The sequence below is a fragment of the Segetibacter aerophilus genome (assembly GCF_007991655.1).
GTDB classification, from domain to species: Bacteria; Bacteroidota; Bacteroidia; order Chitinophagales; family Chitinophagaceae; genus Segetibacter; species Segetibacter aerophilus.
The window spans coordinates 13,221-31,772 of sequence record NZ_BJYT01000017.1; the positions used below are offsets into that span (position 1 = coordinate 13,221).

Genomic DNA, 18,552 nt, shown 5'->3' on the forward strand with positions numbered 1-18,552 from the left:
TTTCACCTGTTTCTCTATTTCGAAAGAAATTCATAAGTTGGTTGGGTAGTCGAAGGAAATCTCTTTTGTCGATGCGACTAATGCCAGTTCATTCTCAAAGAAGATAGCGTTTACTTTTACACCCCTAGCCTTATTGAATCTATCGTTTCCCTTCGTTTATTCGTACTATTTTTCCTGTGGCACCTTAAAAGGACCCTTGTAGAAACGATTATTTACCCTAACATTATATGCCTAATTCTAAATCAGATATTTAACGCTTTCTGCACACCTTAGGGAGATGTTTAAATACGCGTCATCAGCTAAATTCCATTTCGTTACCGGTATGCCACCTTCAGGTAAAACCTGAAGTACAGCAAACTCTTGTTTTTCCCAGTCAGATGGCCGGAGGATAATGGGAATAATTTCGACCTCCCCTCTCTTTTTTCTTTCAAAAGCGGCCTTCATTTCCTTATGACAATAGTCCGAATTAATAAAATCTTGACTAATCAGAAGGAAGATTACATTACAGGCGTCAAGGCTATCAAAAATTTCCTTTTCCCATTCTTTTCCAGGAAGAATTTCCGCATCATACCAAGATTCAATCTTGTTGCTTCTTTTTAAATGTTTAAAATATTTATTCAGTTCTTCCAAGTACTTCCTATCCTCGTGGGAATAAGAAACAAAAATTTTATTTTTTCTGCCTCTATATCCGCCATTTCAATACCATCAAATAATTCCTGTATGCTAACATCATCTGCACTTTTATTACATTGTACCTGTTGTCTACCTCTTGAGATAAAATTATTAAGGGTGGTAAGCTTATGAAAATATGGAGCTTCAGAATCCTTACACTCACTACAGATGCATGGAATAGTTTCATCAACTAACAGATTACCGCGAAATGAATCATGGATCTCTTTAATTGCTTCCCTAATTAAAAAAAGAAATTCTTTTCGTTCATTTCCTGTAATTCTTATTGCAATATGTTTATTTCCTGAATAAGAATTTTCGACTATCTCTGCAATCGTCTTGTCTTTCTTCAGCACAACCCCTTTAAATAATAATCCTTTTACCACATTAAGGGGAGCTAGTGAGCATCGTTTTCACAACACTCTCCCGAGCTACCGCTTATAATCCTGCTGCAGGTTCGCAGTTCAATGAAAAGGGTAGAAGTGAATTCGTGAGGCAAATATGGCCGGCAAATTTTTCATCCCTCTGGCATATTATTTTTTCTCCCTTAAAACTGTATAATAGCTTTGTAACACAGTAAACCTTTATCAAGTTAGATAAACTGTTGTAGTCCTTTGAGTTCAATCGAGTAATTAATCGAGTAAAAAAAGAGAAGTAATTTTTTTTTAATAGGTTAGGAGAGTGGGGAGAATTCGCTCGGTGTTCTACAATCACATACTCCGTGTTGTTTTAAAAACTTTAAATAATTGGTATCAGCAACAGAGAAAAGCTAGTGACTGAGTTAATAATGTTCTGTTCATGTTATTCATTGATATTTACGAACTCGAAAGAAGGGCCTATGGTATAACCATCCTTTCCTGGAAAAGGCATGGCGGCCAGCTTATCACCATACAATTTTACGTCATACATCAAGCCTAATGTGTAACCGATATAATCAGGGTATCCGTTGAATGTTTTATCAAGTGCATTCAATAAATTGGAATGGGATTGACTGAAGAGCTTTGCTGCACGGTATGCCTCAGTGGCCGCTGGCAAGTCAGCCAGCTTTGTATGGGGATATAGAGGATGTACGCCGGATGCATCAAACGGTATGGGAGGGCCGCTATATGAATAACCAAGTTTTTCAGCTTTATCCGCTAACAACTGTTTGCCATAATATATCTCTGCAAATCGATAATAATAGGCTAGGTCGCCGGAAGGTTTACGCTATGATTTGCTCGTTCCTTCCCCTTATTATGGATTGTACAACGGTTTCACATCAATTGCAATATTTATAGGGGATATCTTATAAAGTTGCATTTGGTTGTTAGAAGTAATTTTTTTATCAACTTACGATTTTGCGGACAATCGGCTGAGCGGATACTTCTCAAAGTAGGTACCAAACCATTGTACATCTTCTTTCAAGAATGTGTGGCGACAGATGGATGTTTCTTTCTAAAATCTATGATCATTTTAAAAAACCTGAAAACGTCCAGAAAGTTATCTTTCCTTTTCCAGTCAAGCCAACTAATTTCATTATCCTGGTTATAAGCATTATTGTTTCCAAATTGGGTTGCTAAGAATTTATCACCCATTCTAAACATAGGGACGCCGTTAGAAAGCAAAAGGATGGTTGCAAAATTTTAGCTTGCTTTTACGGAGCTTCATTACATTTTCAGGCACGTTGTCGTCGCCTTCAACACCGCAGTTCCAGCTGAAGTTACTATCCGATCCATAGGTATTGTCATGGCCGTTCGCTTTATTATGTTTTGTGTTGTAAGCAACAAGATCATACAATGAAAAACCATCGTGAATGGTAATAAAGTTTATTGATTGAAATGGATGGCAACTATTAGGCATTCTATCAGGAAATAAATCATCGCTTCCATATAGCCTGCCCATTAATTTAGCTATCATTCCATCATCACCTTTTACAAATCTTCTTACACCTTTACTTTAATATACCTTTTACTTAAATATCCATTTTCAAATATTTATAGCTCTGCTAACCCCACACTCCAAATTCAGAGTTTTCGGGTCGGACGATTAATGTAAACAGCAGTTTGGTTAACCCAATTTGCATATTATTTTTTTCTCCGTCAAACTAAGTAATAACTTTGTTCCACGGTAAACCTTTATCAAGTTAGATAAACTGTTGTAGCACTTTGAATTTGATCGAGTAAATAATCGAGTAAAAAAGTAGAAGTAATTCTTTTTCAATAGGTTAGGAGAGTGGGGAGAATCCGCTCGGGACCTCTTAAATAAGGATTACAGAAATGTAATCCTTATTTATTTTTATTAAGTTTACATCAACCGCCTCTGCTAGTTATGATTTCGTGTCAAAAAAGGTTTTAGCTGTTCCCCAATCAAATTAATTCTAACACGCAGGTAAGGACTAATCAAGTCTACAATCGACATTGTTAAAACTACTGATACGACAGAGTTCAAATGCAAGTAGTAAAGGTAAAAGTTGAAATATAAACTTTACCAAAAGACAATCAGCATTACAGTCTTATCAGGAAAACGGTACATATTATTCCTTGCGAGCTACAATAATGATATGTCTAGAAGAAGTAGGTCCAATAATTCTTCCTGAATAATGAAGGAGTTTTGCTAAGTGAGGACTAGCTACGATAGGCTTAAGGAGGGATTTAAAAGGCAGCTTTTTAGCGAGAGACTCCAGCAAGTACCAGGGCCGATCATGCAAATACGTAATTTTCACTATTTTGAAAGCGCTTTGGTTAACTAATTTTATGTAGTCAGCAAAATGGTCTGCAGTAGTGTAGTCTGTAAGAATAATGTATCCTCCCTTTTGCAATGCCCTATAAGTATCTTTTAGGGCTGCCTGCTTTTGTTCCTCCGTAAACCACCAGCCGAGAAGGCCGTCACAGAGTGTAACCGTATCAAAGCTACCATCATTAAAAGGAAGTCCGGGAGTAGTAGTAACGTAATACTCAATTTCACAGTTGTGCTTTCGTGCAACAGGATCACATTTTTGCTTGCAAGCTTTTACAGCACTAAGTGAAACATCAGCAGCATAAAGTTTACTGGTAAAGGAGGCGAGCTTAGCCGTCATTAATCCTGATCCACAACCTAGCTCCAATAAGGCACATGGGTGGGGGCAAAATTCTCGTAGTTGTTGAATAGTAAATTTATGCCGAAATATTTCTCCCCCTCTGTGACTATAGTTCCACGGCTCCTCGTTTCTGCTATATTGCTTTTCGAACCAATCATTGTAAGCTTGATTTTGGGAGTGATAGATACCACCTGTAAGCAAAAAATTGTCAGAAAGAGAGGTAGCAGGATAATTTTGTGGCATAATGTTTCCGAGTTAATCGAACATATTGGTAGTTCGGAGGTAATAGCAATAAATCGTAGGCTCTCTACAAGAAAGCACGAAACGAGAAACAGGTGATAGGGTAAAAAAAGAGCAACGTTTAAAGAAACGGCGCTCGGTAGAGAGAGAAGTCAAAATTATTTGCTGATCTTATCGATGCTGATAGAATTGTCGGTAATTGTACCTGTGATCTTCACTTTGTCGCCTATAAACTTCGCTACTTCCTTAGGGTTGCTGATTGCATAAACTTTTTCGCCTACTACAAACACCGGCGCCTCACCACCTTTAACGCATTTTTGGGCACAAGCTGCATGGGTAGAAAGATCTTCTTTAGCCCCGCAATGAGCATCACTGATATAGCCGGTCCAGGTGCCTTTATCGGCCGCATAGGCAATTGTAACAAAAAGCAGGGAGAGCACAACTAAATACTTTTTCATAAAATTCATTTATTAGTTAAGAATATTCAAGCTGTTACAATATACGTAATATAACGTTTGTTGGCAACATTCTGCAGTTCCCGTCTTGTGTCATCTTAGAGCAGTTAGCGATTTATGTTGCTTAAGTCGTTAACTACTATTGGGGCAGCACTTTTTTTAACCGGTAGTCAAATAAGCTTAAGTAGCTACAAGTAAAATCAAACAGTGTACAGGTAGAAATAGTTTCGCTTAGCTAGTTGTGAAAAAGAGGCTGCAAACGCCCAACCTCAAATAAGATTATTGCCGCTTAAGTAAAAAGGCGGCTTAACTTCCGCGCCTTAAATATTTTCGTTCAAATTTGCTTCTTATATGCCGAAATCGATTTTGCCCTTTCTTTTAATGTGTTTTTATAGCAGCGTATACGCGCAGGTTAATCGATCCATTCGCGTTACAGTGCTTAATGACAAAAAAGTTGCCCTACCAGGTTCTACTTTATACCTTTTAACGGCGGATTCTGTAAACATTCGTACAGCTGCAGCAAATGTCGCCGGCACAATTCAATTTACAGAAATTAATGCGGGAAAATATCTGGTTAAAGCAAGTGAACTAGGCCACGAAGAGGGCTTCAGTAAATTGCTCGACCTTGAAAAAAATGACTCTGCTACTGATACAATTATTCTAAAAACCAAAACAGGGTTACTTAAAGATGTAACGGTTATTGCTAAAAAAGCCTTCGTTCAATTTCTGCCTGATAAAACAGTTATAAACCCTGAAGCCAACATTACTAATGCCGGCGCAACTGTTATGGATATCCTTGAAAAATCGCCTGGTATAACTGTTGGAAAAGATGGCTCGCTAATAATGAAAGGAAAGCCTGCAGTTACAGTATTTATTGATGGCAAACCTACACAACTGAGTGGAGCTGAGCTGCAAGCGTATCTTTCAGGCATGAGTGCTTCACAGGTAGATGTTGTAGAGCTAATCGAAAATCCAGGTGCTAAATATGATGCGTCTGGTAACGCTGGTATCATCAACATAAAAACTAAGGCAAACAAACAGAGGGGTTTTAATGGGTCGTTGAATGTAAGCTATGGGCAGGGTGTTTATGCGAAAACAGGTAATACGCTTAACCTGAATTATCGCGAGGGAAAAATGAACTGGTTTATGAATTATAGCGTTCGTGCTAATACTGAATTTCAAAACATTTGGACACTCCGAACTTATTTTAATAAGCAACGCCAGGATTCGGCGTTGCTTGAGCAACCGAATTTTGGAAAAAACAAAGCGTCAGGCCAGAATTTTAAAACGGGCCTCGATTTTTTTGTTAGCAATAGCACCACCGTAAGTCTTGTATTTACCGGCAATATTTTTGACCGGCAGGGAAATTTTCGTAGCGCGATTAATTGGATGAATCCCAAACATCAGGTTGACTCTACAATCAATACTTTAGGCGAAAACAATACAGAGTTTAAAAGAGGGGGTGTAAATCTGAGCGGCAGGCATCAAATAGATAAAAACAGTGAATTTAGTTTTGACATAGATTATGTGAAGTTCAACATAGCCAATGATCAAAATTATCAAACGCAGTTATTGGTACCCGGTAGCGGTGTATTAGCTACAAAGGGCAATACACCATCAATGCTTGATATAACGACACTAAAGGTTGATTACTCTAAACGTTTCAAAAAGTTACTCCTGGAAACAGGCTTGAAAACAGCGATCAATAAAACGGACAACCTTGCTGAATACTATTATCTTGATAACAACAATTGGTTGCAGGACCTAAGCCGCAGCAACCATTTCTTATATAATGAAAAGATTAGTGCGGTCTATGCAAGTGTAGATGCTGAAAAAGGGAAATGGCATTGGCAAACGGGATTGAGATATGAGTTTACATCTTATAAAGCAAATCAATTGGGCAACGCGGTAGTAAAGGATTCTGCTTTTAATAAAAACTATGGCAGCGTCTTTCCCACGGCTTTTGTTTCATACGCTGCTGATAGCAATAATATGATAACGTTTCGAACAGGCAGAAGAATCGATAGGCCCCCATTTCAGTTTCTGAATCCTTTTCTAAGAACATTAAACAAGTATACTTACGAAGGGGGCAATCCTTTTATAAAACCACAGTACACGTGGAATTTTGCTTTGGCTCATACATATAAGCAAATGCTTACCACTGAGCTATCATATGGCTACCTTCGCGACTATTTTTCACAGGTATTTATTATTGACTCAAGCAGCAGGAATGTTAACAAGAACATCATTATTTACACAAGGGGAAACGTAGGTTCTTTTCAAAATATTGGGATAAGTGAAACTTACCAGGTTCCGCTAAACAAATGGTGGAACGTTACTGCAGCGGCAGTGTTCAATCACAAAACTATAAAAGGTGTTGTATGGGCTCCCATCACTGTTAAGATAAGTCAGCTTAATGTGAGCTTGAATAACCAGTTTCAGTTTAAAAAAGGCTGGGGTGCCGAAATTAGTGGTTACTACCAAACAAAAAGCCAGATAGACTTACAGGAATGGCTGGAGCCGCAAGGTGAATTGAACCTAGGTGTTTCCAAGGTCGTGTTGAAAGGGAAAGGTTCGCTAAAACTAAGTATTCGTGATATTACTTATTTCCAGAATTATTCCGGCTATTCTACGTTTCAAAATTCATATGAACCCTTTAAAATACAATGGGATTCAAGGGTAGCGCGAGTTAATTTTAGCTGGAGGTTTGGTAAGACCATGAAAGCAGTAAAACGATCTGAAGGTGGAGCTACAGATGAAATTAACCGCGCGGGTAGTGGAAACTAAGTTTCGTTAATCGAAGGGTTTGATGGGCAAACACGGATCTAAAGCTTTTGTCCAGTTTGTATCTTTCTTTTGAGCTAAGCCATAAACATCTATTTGGCTTCCTTGCGTCGCACATTTCTACTTGTGTACTCACTTCACCAGCTAAGTCATGATGCCTTAGCCTACCCACGTACCTTTTTAGAAGTTTCAGCAGGACAAAGGGGGTAGGAGTTGCAATAATTTTAAGTACAGGTCTTCTACATACCAGATTCAATCCCCCTTCTTATTTAACCGCGTAGCTACCAACAAACGGAACGCACGGAAAGCCTACGAAGACTGAGGGCTTCACTGCTCAATTGCAGCTTTTATTTTTGCAACGTCAATTTTCTTCATTGTCATCATTGCTTCAAATGCCCGTTTTGCTATATCACCGCCCCTCGCCATTGCATCAGTCAAAACACGGGGAGTGATTTGCCACGAGAGTCCCCATTTGTCTTTGCACCAGCCACACTCACTAGCTGTGCCTCCGTTATCAATAATCGCATTCCAATACAGGTCAGTTTCAGCTTGGTCATCTGTAGCAATTTGGAAGGAGAACGCCTCACTGTGTTTAAACACATCGCCACCATCAAGTCCTATACATGGTACTCCGCAGACAGTGAACTCTACTGTAAGCACGTCGCCTGCCTTGCCTCCCGGAAAGTCTGAAGGCGCTTGAAATACCTTTCCGACCGAACTGTCCGGAAATGTGTTTGCATAAAAGTGAGCTGCCTCGACTGCGTCGTTATTGTACCACAAACAGATCGTGTTCTTTTGCATAGCTACCTTTTTTAAGTATTGATCTTTATGTGCCGTTTATAAATTTAGCAATTAATCCGATAAACCTTAAAGCAAAATGCCCTCTGCTTATCGACTCTTAAAATAAGAGATAGTGTTAAATTAGTGTCTAGTCACTAGTATTGTTGAACGATAAAAAAATTGACACTGATAAAATTCCTTAACGACATTTGAAAGAGGATAAACTTTTACTAGTCGCGAGACTGGTGAATATTAAAAATTATAACAATGAAAATTTTTTTCACCCTTCTTATTCTGTCGGGCCTTTGTCTTGCCCGTAATTATTCACCAACCACACATGCAGTTGCTGAGAAAAGTCAGTTAAAAACAGGTGCTGAACAAACTGATAAATATGTGCCTTACCTAAAGGGGAAAAGGGTTGCTATTCTTGCTAACCTCACAACAATTATTGGAAGGAGGCATTTGGTGGACAGCCTCAAAACCCTTGGAGTTAATATCGTAAAAGTCTTCGGTCCCGAACACGGTTTTCGCGGCAATGCAAGCGCGGGTACTGCTGTTGCTGATGAAATTGATGTTTCTACTGGAATACCTGTAGTCTCCCTGTACGGCAAAAAAAATAAACCCACAAAAGAAGATCTTTCTGATGTTGACATAATCATTTACGATCTACAGGATGTGGGGTGCCGGTTTTATACTAACATCAATGCGCTCTCTCGTTTAATGGAGGCCTGTTATGAAAACGGTAAAGAACTCCTTATTCTTGACAGGCCAAATCCAAATGGGTATCTAGTTGATGGACCAATACTCGATATGAAATTTAAATCAGGCATTGGTATGTTTCCTATACCTATGTCGCATGGATTAACTGTTGGTGAATTTGCACAAATGGCGAATGGCGAAGGATGGCTGACAAACAAAGTAAAATGTAATCTAAGAATTATTAAAGTGGCGAATTACAATCATGACATGTCGTACGATTTACCTGTAAGCCCGTCCCCTAATTTAAATACACAACAAGCGGTGATGTTGTATCCTTCTACTTGTTTATTTGAAGGCACTTACCTCAATCATGGTCGAGGTACTTATTTTCCATTTACCGTAATAGGCAGCCCTGAGCTAAAAGGCAAGTATACATTCAGCTTCACCCCAACAAGCATTAAGGGAATGGCAGAAACGCCGCTCTTCATGAACGAGGTATGTTATGGCCTTGACTTGCGCAAGTATGATGTAGACCTCTTGAGAAAAAAGAAGCAGATTAATTTGGAATGGATGATGGAATTGTACTCCGCTTCTCCTTACAAAGAAAAATTTTTCGACTCCAAGTTAAGCAAGGAAATGGGCGTGATTGAAAGACTTGTAGGATCTGCTTTGTTCAGGCAACAAATTATTGATGGCAAATCAGAAAAAGAAATCCGAAAAAGTTGGGAGCCTGGCTTAAGTGAATATAAAGTGATGCGAAAAAAATATCTGCTTTACCCCTAACTGAAGAATGAGAAATGTAACCTAACATGTTGGTTCCTGAACTTAGTCTTATTCCCTTTTTAATAAAAGTATTGTAAAATGCTTCAAAGCTAGAATGAGACTTTTGTTTCTCTTCATTTCATTTCAAGGAAAAAAACCTCACTACAGTTTTTCATCCTTGCCCATTTTCTGTAGCAAAATAAACAACAAGTAAACGAGGGTCATAGCAGATAATACCTGTAGCAGGGCCATATAGAAGTTTTACTAGTAGCAAGACGCCACAGTAATAGATGTTAGTTGCAAGAGTTGTAATCAACAAGGGAACAATAAGTCTTGATTGGATAAAGTGAGCCCATCAACAAACCAGCCGCTAATTCTCCTAATTTTATTTCTATACCATGATGAGTAGCAAAACAAACAATAACTAATAAAATAGGCCACAATAAGTAATAAAGGACAAAAGAATAACTATAACGGGTGTATTAATGTCGATACGACAATAATACTCTACGTATGAGGTTGAATAAGTAGCGTTTTAATTGCTACCAATGAAATATCTCAATTTTTGTAAAACCTTTGCCGAAACCTTTATAGCAGTAGCTATACTTGCCCTTCCATTTGCTGCGAGTGCTCAGAACAAGAGCTTAAAGTTTGAGCATATAGGCATATCAGCAGGTATTTCGCAAATAAATATTACCTGTGTCTTCCAGGACAGTTATGGGTTTATGTGGTTTGGTACAAGAGATGGCCTGAACCGATATGATGGATATAAGTTCACGATCTATCGACATGACTCAAAGGATGATAATACGATCAGTAATAATTTTATCCAGGATATAAAGGAAGATAAATCAGGTAATATTTGGATTTCTACAGAAGGCGGAGGTGTGAATAAGTACGATGTTAAACATCACAGGTTTACGAGGTATATGAATGATGGCCGGAATGCGAACAGCATTTCGAGTAACAGCGTAAACAAACTATTATTTGATGAAGAAGACGATTTGTGGATCGCCACTCAAAAAGGCGGGCTAAATAAGCTGGATTTAAAAACCAATCGGTTTCAACGTTATATCCATTCTGATAGTGACCCTACTACTATTAGCGACAATAATATTATGAGTCTTTTTCAAGACTCTCATAAGCATCTCTGGATCGGAACTTCTACAGGTGGCTTAAATCTAATTGATAGAAAAACTGGTCGGGTCACAAAGTTCTCCCACAAGGAAAACGACCCTAAAACTGTCTCAGGGAATAGTATTAGCGCAATGTTCGAAGACAGTAAGCATCGCTTTTGGGTAGGAACGCAGGGTAGTGGTCTTAACCTGTTTGATGAAAGGGAAAAAACGTTTACCACATTTAGGCATAACAGTAAAAAAGGCAGCATTGCAGGTGATAATATCTTATGCATAAATGAGGACGGCGGCGGAAATTTGTGGGTCGGTGCAGAAAATGCAGGTATTAGTATTCGTAATAGCGAAGCGGACATTTTCGAAAATTATGCTCACGACGACATCGATTACAATAGCCTTAGTGCTAATTCCATCTATGGTATTTCAAGAGATAAGACAGGTAATATGTGGCTAGGTGCTTTTAGCGGTGGCATCAATCTCTTCAAAAAAAGCACAACCAACTTTTCTCACTATACTCATAATACCTCGCCGTTTAGTTTGTCAAATAATTTCGTGCTTGATTTATTTGAGGACGCCGACCATAATATCTGGATCGGAACCGATGGCGGAGGTCTCAATAAATTTGATCCGGTTAATGAAACATTTACTTCTTACAAGGACAAGAATAACTACAATGGACTTTCGGGCAATTTTGTGCTTTCGATAAACCAGGACCAGGACCGCAAATTATGGATAGGTACATGGGGAGGTGGGCTGAGTGTCTTAGATCAAAAAACAAATCGTTTCAAACATTTTGTTCATAACGAAAAAGACACTAATAGCTTATCAGGCAATAATGTGTATTCGATCATACATACGCTAGATAAAAAGACATGGATCGGCACTTACAATGCAGGATTAAACGTGTACAACCCAACTAGCAACAATTTTACTCACTATAAATTTAATCCTAAAAACGTCAATAGCTTAAGCAGCGACAGGGTATACTCGATCGTAGAAGACAGGCGCGGTAATCTGTGGGTGGGTACGTATGATGGAGGGCTGAATTTACTGGACAGAAAAAAAAACAGCTTTACCCGGTTTCAACATGATGAGAAAAAGAATAGCCTGAGTAATAATACCGTCACCAACATTTTTGAAGCAGAAGATGGAAAGTTATGGCTAAGTACTTATTCCGGTTTGAATGTGTTTGACCCCGAGACCAGGCAGTTTACGGTCTTTACCAGGAAGGACGGTTTGCCCAGCGATATTATTTATGCTGTAAAGGAAGACAACGGTGGCAACATGTGGATCAGTACTAATAATGGACTGACCATGTTTGACTCAAAAAATCGCCGGTTTCAAAATTATACTATAGAGGATGGTTTGCAAGCCGACGAATTTAAACCTCACTCGGCTTTAAAAAGTCATGATGGAACGCTCTACTTTGGAGGTTTAAATGGCTTTAACGCCTTTAACCCGGAAAGAATAATCAAAGACAAACGCTGGTCACCTTTGGCCATTACTGGTTTCAATGTTTTTAATAAAGCATTGCCAATTTCCGAAAATAGTAAGAACACGGGCGTTTTAAAACAAGATATTTCTTACACCCAGGATGTGCGCCTTTCTTATGATCAATCTGTTATTTCTCTCGAATTTGCTGCACTTGATTTTACCACTGCCACCAAAAAGGAGTACGCTTTTATGCTGGAGGGTTTCGACAAAGACTGGAACTATGTTGGCAGCAGAAATACGGCCTCTTATACCAATCTTTCGCCAGGAAATTATAGGTTTAAAGTGAAGTATAGAACCAACGAAGGTTTGTGGTCGCCTGTAAATGCAGGGCTTGAAATTACTATTGTACCTCCCTTTTGGTTAACCTGGTGGTTTAAATTACTAGTAGCGCTGACAGTTGTTGGAAGTGTTTACGGCGTATTTAAGATTCGGTTACAGAAAATTAGATTTCAAAAAGAGCGGCTTGAACTACAGGTGAAAGAACGGACGGAAAGACTAGCCCAATTAACTGTTGTTGAACGCCATTCGCGTGAAGAAGCTGAACGCGCACGCGAGGAAGCTGAAAACGCCAATAAGGCAAAAGATGTATTTCTAGCTACTATGAGCCACGAGATCCGCACGCCGATGAATGGAGTAATAGGAATGTCGACTTTACTGTCAAATACCACTTTAACTCTCGAGCAACAGGACTATGCCGAAACAATCAAAACCTGCGGGGACGCGCTTTTAACAGTTATCAATGACATTCTTGATTTTTCTAAAATCGAGTCCGGCAACCTGGAATTAGACGAACAAGATTTTGATATCAAAGATTGTATCGAAGGAGTACTCGATGTGTTTGCCGCAAGAGCCGGGGTATTAAATCTTGACCTGGTTTACCAAATAGATGCTAACGTGCCATCCAAAATTATTGGAGACTCCGTAAGGTTAAGGCAAATTTTGATCAACCTGGTGGGCAATGCAATTAAGTTTACAAGTCATGGGGAAATCGTTATTGGCGTTAAAGTAAACAAACAGCAAAATGAAAATATTGAATTGGTGTTTGACGTACGCGACACTGGTATAGGCATTCCAAAAGATAAAATACATCGTCTATTTAAAGCATTCTCACAGGTAGACTCGAGCACTACAAGAAGATATGGAGGAACAGGTCTTGGACTAGCGATCAGTGAAAAACTGGTAAAACTGATGGGAGGCGATATTAAAGTAATGAGTGAACCGGGGGTAGGAACGACTTTTAGTTTTAGTATACAATCTAAAATAGGAGTTAGTGGGCTAACTACCTATGTGCACCTTAGTATGGCTAATATGGCTAACAAGCAGATTTTAGTGGTGGATGATAATCTTACCAACAGGAACATAATGGAAAACCAGTTGAAGCAGTGGAACTTTATTCCAGTACTTGCTGAGTCTGGGCAGGAAGCCCTCGACATCCTGGGAAGAAATAAGTCGATTGATTTAGTTATATCGGATATGCAAATGCCCGAGATGGATGGAGTAGAGTTAGCCGAAATTATCCGGAAAGTTCGGCCGCAGCTAAATATCATATTACTTAGTTCTGCCGGAAACGAGCAAAGCCGCAAGTATTCCCATTTGTTTAATGTTATCCTAAATAAGCCTACTAAGCATTCGCTCTTGTACAAACACGTTTGCGACCAGTTGAAGCAAAACAGTCACAAGCCTTTTGAAAAACCAGAAGGCGCGCGGCCGTTATTTTCAACCAATATTGCCCAAGCCTACCCAATGAGTATTTTGATTGCGGAAGACAACGCAGTAAATCAAAAGTTGATGTTACAGGTATTGGCTAAGATGGGTTACGAGGCAGATGTCGCCAGCAATGGTCTTGAAGTGCTAAGTGCAATGGATAGTAAAACATACGACCTAATCCTGATGGACATGCAAATGCCTGAGATGGATGGGTTGGAGACCTGCGAGTTTATAAGAAAAAATATGAATGATCAACCCATTATAGTTGCTATGACAGCCAATGCCATGAATCGGGATAAGGAATTATGTATCAAAGCCGGGATGGACGATTACCTGAGTAAGCCTATAAAAATTTCAGAGGTAGTACAAGTGCTCGAAAAATCAGGGCGTAAGGCACGCAATAAGGTTAGAATGAATTAAGGTCGAATTTGCAATTATTGATAATTTACAAAGTCACTAACAATACTTAAGCTTCGATACAAGTCTAAAACCAGATTGCTCTTTTGATTTACCTGAACATCCAATCCAGAAGAATATAGATACAATAATTTGAATTTACGTTTTCCCTATGAAAAACCTTCGTAGAAAGATAACCTCCTATGCGACTAGTCATTATACTTGGGCAGGTTGTACACTGTGTCCAGCAGCAGAACCTGAATCACAAAGCAGGAATGTCTTTTACAGCTATACTTTCAACCAGCTAGATCAGACAATTGTATAGGTTTTTATAATTTTAGTTCAATATCCTTTATACTATGAGAAATGTCCATTCAACAGAACGGGATTCAGAAAAAATATACAACATACTTCTTGCTGAAGATGATGAAGACGATTTTTATATTTTCAATAACGCTGTGACGTCAATAGGCCGCCCCATTCAAATACTACATACTTCTAATGGGGTCATGTTTTCTTCGATGATCCAAACCCAAATAAGCCCGGATGTTATTTTCTTAGATATTAGTATGCCTTATAAGAACGGTATAGCATGTTTGAAGGAGATCAGAAGTAATCCAGCTTTTATGGAAACAAGAGTAGTAATGTATTCAGGGAGTAGTCAAAAAAAAGAAATTGACACTTGTTTTGATCTTGGTGCGAATTTTTATCTCGTCAAACCTACAGAGTTCTCACTTATTCAGCTTCAGTTAAGGGACTTGTTTCAGAATAAACACTTCAAGTTAAATGTGCAACCTTCGCGGGATAAGTTTGTGATGAACTATCAGAAAACACGTAATAATAAATTTCAAAACAAATTGGTTGCTTAATAGTAATCACTAATTCTAGCCAAAGTATCTAGCATAGGAGTAGTGAATCATTTGATTTGAAAGTGATGTAGAATTCGGTTCCCTTATCCTCTTCGCTTTGTACTTCAATTTTTCCTCCAAGTGCCATGATTTGGGTCTTCACCATATATAGTCCCAAACCAACTCCTTCTTTGCCAGCGTGAAAGCGCTGATATAACCCAAATATCTGCTCTTTATGGCGCTTCATGTTAATACCGCTGCCGTTGTCTTTAATCACAAGAACAACTTCTCCCGTAGCCTTTTTTGTGGTTGATATATCAATCACAAGTTTCCTTGCAGGTGAACGATACTTTATTGAATTAGACAAAAGGTTTATTAAAATACTTTCCAGATAAGATTTGTTTAAAACAATGTTTTCCACAAGAATATTCCTGTTAATTGTGCAATCAATCTCTGCAATCTCGTAACCTAAAGAACTGCACACGTCATTCAATACATTGGTAATGTTATTATTGACAATATTTACGTTGAGGTTATTTTTTATGATCAAAATCTGCACAAGATCATTAATTGTTTTATTTAACTGATTGGTAGACACCTCAAACATCTTAACAATTTCCCTGTTGTTTTCGGTTAAAGTACTTCTATCAATCAGGCTTAACAAGCCAATAAGGTTAGACAAGGGCGCCCTGAAATTATGAGAAGTAATGTAAGTGAACTGTTTAAGGTCATTGTTACTCTTAACTAAATGCTCAATCAAATATTCCCTTTCATTTTCTATTTTCTTTCGCTGAGTAATATCTTCCATAGCCCCAACAAAACGTGTTGCCTTACCCACATCATTATAAATAAGGTAGCCTCGGTCGTATACAATAGCGATCTCACCGTCAGCTTTCAGATACCGGTATTCATCTTCCCATAGCATCCCACCGTTATTAATAACATTAGAAAAGCCATTCTTTACTCTTTCCCGATCTTCAATATGTATTTTATCGAACCACTGTTCTGCATCCAAATTCTGGTTAACATTCTTGTAACCAAAAATTCTTTCATAACTCTTATTCCAATACATTTCGTTAGTCAGCAAGTTCCAATCCCATATTCCGTCATTTGTTGCCTTTGTAACTATCTGGTATCTTTCATTACTTGTCCTTAATTTTTCCTCGACAAGCTTTAAATGCGTTATGTCTACAATCATGTTTACCGCGCCGACTAATTTTTTGTCGTTGTCGAAAAGTGGAATAGGGTTGGCGCGTGCAAAACGTTTTTCACCATTAGGGTGTTCAATGATAACTTCAAATTCAAAGTTTCCTTTTCCATTTTTAAGGGTTGAAGCCATGGGACCTTCCTCAGGCAAGATCGGCGAGCCATTAATATAGTAGGTTTTATAGGCACCAGACCAGTAATCTTTGCCGATAACAGGTTCTCTACCCCACAGCTTCACGGCAGCATTGTTATACAGCTCTATTTTACCTTCGGCGTCACACGTGTAAACTGCTTCGGGCAAGTTCTCAATCAGCTGCCGGACACGTTTTTCACTTTCTTCTATCCTTTTTCTTGCCTCAACCTGTTCTGTAACATCTACAGCGAAAAAGAAAACTCCTTCTATTAAATTTTTACTGTTTCGGTAAGGGTGGTAAACAAAATTTAAATATTTGTTTTCTAACTTACGATCATTATTTATGTCAACCTGCACCAATCGTTCATTGGCAGTAAACGGCACCCCAGAAGTAAACACCTCGTCCAGTAGTTGCAATAAACCCTGATTTTCCATCTCCGGAAATACTTCGAGTACGGTCTTTCCAATAATATCTTTCCTACCTGTTAACTGCAGGTAGGGTTCATTTGCCATTTCAAACACATGCTCACTGCCTTTAAAAACACCTACACTTGCGGGTGCATGCAGAAATAACTCCTGCAGCCGTTGTTGCTCGCTGTCATAGGCAGCCTCCATTCTTTTTTTCTCGGTACCATCTTTCGCAATACAGTACATCGTCTTTTCATCATCATCCCATCTTGCCGACCAGAGCATGGGCACAATACTGCCGTCTTTTTTAACGCATCTATTTTCGAACATGGTTACAGCATTTCCCTGCACAATATCCCTTGCTGCTTGAAGGGTAATTTTTTCGTCAGCAGGATAGACGAGGTCCATGTACAATGCGCCCTTCAGTTCGCAGGGCTCGTAGCCCCAAATAGAATTAGCTGCTGAGCTAACGGTTACAAACCGGCCTGTGTTATCAATAGAGCAGATAATGTCAAGCGACGAATCCATAATCTTTTCTACATCCGTAAGCGCTCTTTTAAGCTCCAGCGATGTATTAAGAATTTGCTCATCAGCCTTTTTGCGTTCTGTAACATCCCGAATAATCATGGAAGTTCTTTTTTCCCCGTCGTCTGTTCCGTAAACAGAACTGGTTATTTCGCCAGGAAAGCGACTCCCATCTTTGCGTAAAAAGTTAATTACCCCTTTTACCTTGCCTTCAAGTTCACGTTGTTCTAACCCTGCCGGTAATCTTTCGTCTGTGGTATCGACCAAACCGAATCTTCCTGCTTTACAGATTTCTGCTTCCGTCATCTGGAACATGGCGCATGCTGCAGGATTAGCGCTTGTAACGTGCCCATCTGTTACAGTGATTAAAATGCCATCCATGCTATTTTCGAAAAATGCACGATATCTTTCTTCGCTTTCCTTAATGGCAATTTCTGCCAGCTTACTAGCTGTGATGTCCTGGTTTGTTCCAATTAAACGTATAGGTCTTCCTGCTTCGTCGTACTGTATATGTGCAACAGATTTGATGAAATGAACGGAACCATCGTTCCAAATAATGCGATATTCGGATGCGAATTGTGCGCTTTGTTGTAAAGCCATACTAAACTCCTGCACAACTCTTTCTTTATCTTTAGGATGGAGAAAGCCCAACCAGATTTCAAGGGTAATGTCAATGTCAACCGTGCTCGTGCCATATAAGGATAAGAGCAAATCGTCCGCTATAAATTTGTTTTGTTCTATTTCATATTCCCAAATGCCAATGCCGGCTGCCTGGGTTGCAAGCAGTAATTTATCAGATAAATTTTGAAGCTTGCTCTTTGCTAAGGCTTCTTTTTGGTGAGCGTCGTCTATTAGTCTTTTGCGGTCTTTTTCAAATCGGTACTTGTCAATTGCGTTGCTAACTACAAAAGGAAGACGGTTTAGCCTGTCTTTAAGTACATAGTCATCAGCACCTTCTCTTACCACAGTCATGGCGACATCTTCGCTCATAGTAGCAGTGATAACGATAAAAGGGATATTCAGTCTTCGGTCTTTAATGATCTTCAATGCTGCAAACGAGTTAAAGGCTGGCAGAGAATGGTCGCACAAGATAACATCAGGCGAAAAATGATCTAAAGCAGCTATAAATTCCTGTTCAGTATCTATGACGAGAAAATCAAAAAGAAAATTGTGACGTCTTAAAGTCCTTGCTACAAGCTCTGCATCTGAAGCAACGTCTTCAAGATGTAATATTTTAAATCGATCCTTCATTTTTTTC

12 protein-coding genes are annotated in these 18,552 nt (G+C 38.9%); 4 read left to right on the forward strand and 8 right to left on the reverse strand.

Going from position 1 to position 18,552, the window contains the following annotated elements:
- Positions 1-237 precede the first annotated feature (237 nt).
- From SAE01_RS18445 to SAE01_RS18475, 6 genes are all read right to left on the reverse strand, one after another.
- Positions 238-630 carry a toll/interleukin-1 receptor domain-containing protein gene (locus SAE01_RS18445; RefSeq protein WP_170234204.1) on the reverse strand — a complete coding sequence of 131 codons (393 nt, stop codon included), beginning with the start codon at positions 628-630 and terminating at the stop codon, positions 238-240.
- The gene (locus SAE01_RS18450; RefSeq protein WP_147205277.1) at positions 618-1,055 is read right to left on the reverse strand and encodes a hypothetical protein; all 438 of its coding nucleotides are present in this window, start codon (positions 1,053-1,055) and stop codon (positions 618-620) included. The genes SAE01_RS18445 and SAE01_RS18450 overlap by 13 nt, the downstream gene beginning before the upstream one ends.
- A gap of 415 nt (positions 1,056-1,470) precedes the next feature.
- Positions 1,471-1,812: a hypothetical protein gene (locus tag SAE01_RS18455; RefSeq protein WP_147205278.1), complete on the reverse strand. Its 342-nt coding sequence runs from the start codon at positions 1,810-1,812 to the stop codon at positions 1,471-1,473.
- Between the two features lie 450 nt (positions 1,813-2,262).
- Positions 2,263-2,565, reverse strand: coding sequence for a hypothetical protein (locus SAE01_RS18465; RefSeq protein WP_147205280.1), 303 nt, complete (start codon positions 2,563-2,565; stop codon positions 2,263-2,265).
- 616 nt (positions 2,566-3,181) lie between these two features.
- A complete protein-coding gene (locus tag SAE01_RS18470; protein WP_147205281.1) occupies positions 3,182-3,967 on the reverse strand; it encodes a class I SAM-dependent methyltransferase in 786 nt (261 codons plus the stop codon).
- A gap of 155 nt (positions 3,968-4,122) precedes the next feature.
- A complete protein-coding gene (locus tag SAE01_RS18475) occupies positions 4,123-4,422 on the reverse strand; it encodes a hypothetical protein (RefSeq protein ID WP_147205282.1) in 300 nt (99 codons plus the stop codon).
- Between the two features lie 348 nt (positions 4,423-4,770).
- Between SAE01_RS18475 and SAE01_RS18480 the strand changes: the two genes are divergently transcribed.
- Complete coding sequence (locus SAE01_RS18480) at positions 4,771-7,206, forward strand: outer membrane beta-barrel family protein (RefSeq protein WP_147205283.1); 2,436 nt, start codon at positions 4,771-4,773, stop codon at positions 7,204-7,206.
- A 324-nt stretch (positions 7,207-7,530) separates the two neighbouring features.
- Here SAE01_RS18480 and SAE01_RS18485 read toward each other — a convergent pair whose 3' ends face one another.
- Positions 7,531-8,004, reverse strand: coding sequence for a VOC family protein (locus SAE01_RS18485; protein ID WP_147205284.1), 474 nt, complete (start codon positions 8,002-8,004; stop codon positions 7,531-7,533).
- Positions 8,005-8,250: 246 nt separating this feature from the next.
- Here SAE01_RS18485 and SAE01_RS18490 point away from each other — a divergent pair, with 246 nt between their 5' ends.
- The 3 genes from SAE01_RS18490 (at position 8,251) to SAE01_RS18500 (ending at position 15,043) form a co-directional block, all read left to right on the forward strand.
- Positions 8,251-9,465 carry an exo-beta-N-acetylmuramidase NamZ family protein gene (locus SAE01_RS18490; protein WP_147205285.1) on the forward strand — a complete coding sequence of 405 codons (1,215 nt, stop codon included), beginning with the start codon at positions 8,251-8,253 and terminating at the stop codon, positions 9,463-9,465.
- 527 nt (positions 9,466-9,992) lie between these two features.
- A complete protein-coding gene (locus SAE01_RS18495; RefSeq protein WP_147205286.1) occupies positions 9,993-14,198 on the forward strand; it encodes a hybrid sensor histidine kinase/response regulator in 4,206 nt (1,401 codons plus the stop codon).
- Between the two features lie 335 nt (positions 14,199-14,533).
- Complete coding sequence (locus tag SAE01_RS18500; protein WP_147205287.1) at positions 14,534-15,043, forward strand: response regulator; 510 nt, start codon at positions 14,534-14,536, stop codon at positions 15,041-15,043.
- A 28-nt stretch (positions 15,044-15,071) separates the two neighbouring features.
- On the opposite strand, the gene SAE01_RS18505 is transcribed toward SAE01_RS18500, so the two are convergent.
- The gene (locus SAE01_RS18505; protein ID WP_147205288.1) at positions 15,072-18,545 is read right to left on the reverse strand and encodes a response regulator; all 3,474 of its coding nucleotides are present in this window, start codon (positions 18,543-18,545) and stop codon (positions 15,072-15,074) included.
- Positions 18,546-18,552 lie beyond the last annotated feature (7 nt).

Excerpts from the sequence above, each read along its gene's own strand:
- SAE01_RS18465 (WP_147205280.1), bottom strand. The coding sequence starts at position 2,565 with ATGATAGCTAAATTAATGGGCAGGCTATATGGAAGCGATGATTTATTT.
- SAE01_RS18470 (WP_147205281.1), bottom strand. The coding sequence starts at position 3,967 with ATGCCACAAAATTATCCTGCTACCTCTCTTTCTGACAATTTTTTGCTT.
- SAE01_RS18475 (WP_147205282.1), bottom strand. The coding sequence starts at position 4,422 with ATGAAAAAGTATTTAGTTGTGCTCTCCCTGCTTTTTGTTACAATTGCC.
- SAE01_RS18480 (WP_147205283.1), top strand. The coding sequence starts at position 4,771 with ATGCCGAAATCGATTTTGCCCTTTCTTTTAATGTGTTTTTATAGCAGC.
- SAE01_RS18485 (WP_147205284.1), bottom strand. The coding sequence starts at position 8,004 with ATGCAAAAGAACACGATCTGTTTGTGGTACAATAACGACGCAGTCGAG.
- SAE01_RS18490 (WP_147205285.1), top strand. The coding sequence starts at position 8,251 with ATGAAAATTTTTTTCACCCTTCTTATTCTGTCGGGCCTTTGTCTTGCC.
- SAE01_RS18495 (WP_147205286.1), top strand. The coding sequence starts at position 9,993 with ATGAAATATCTCAATTTTTGTAAAACCTTTGCCGAAACCTTTATAGCA.
- SAE01_RS18500 (WP_147205287.1), top strand. The coding sequence starts at position 14,534 with ATGAGAAATGTCCATTCAACAGAACGGGATTCAGAAAAAATATACAAC.
- SAE01_RS18505 (WP_147205288.1), bottom strand. The coding sequence starts at position 18,545 with ATGAAGGATCGATTTAAAATATTACATCTTGAAGACGTTGCTTCAGAT.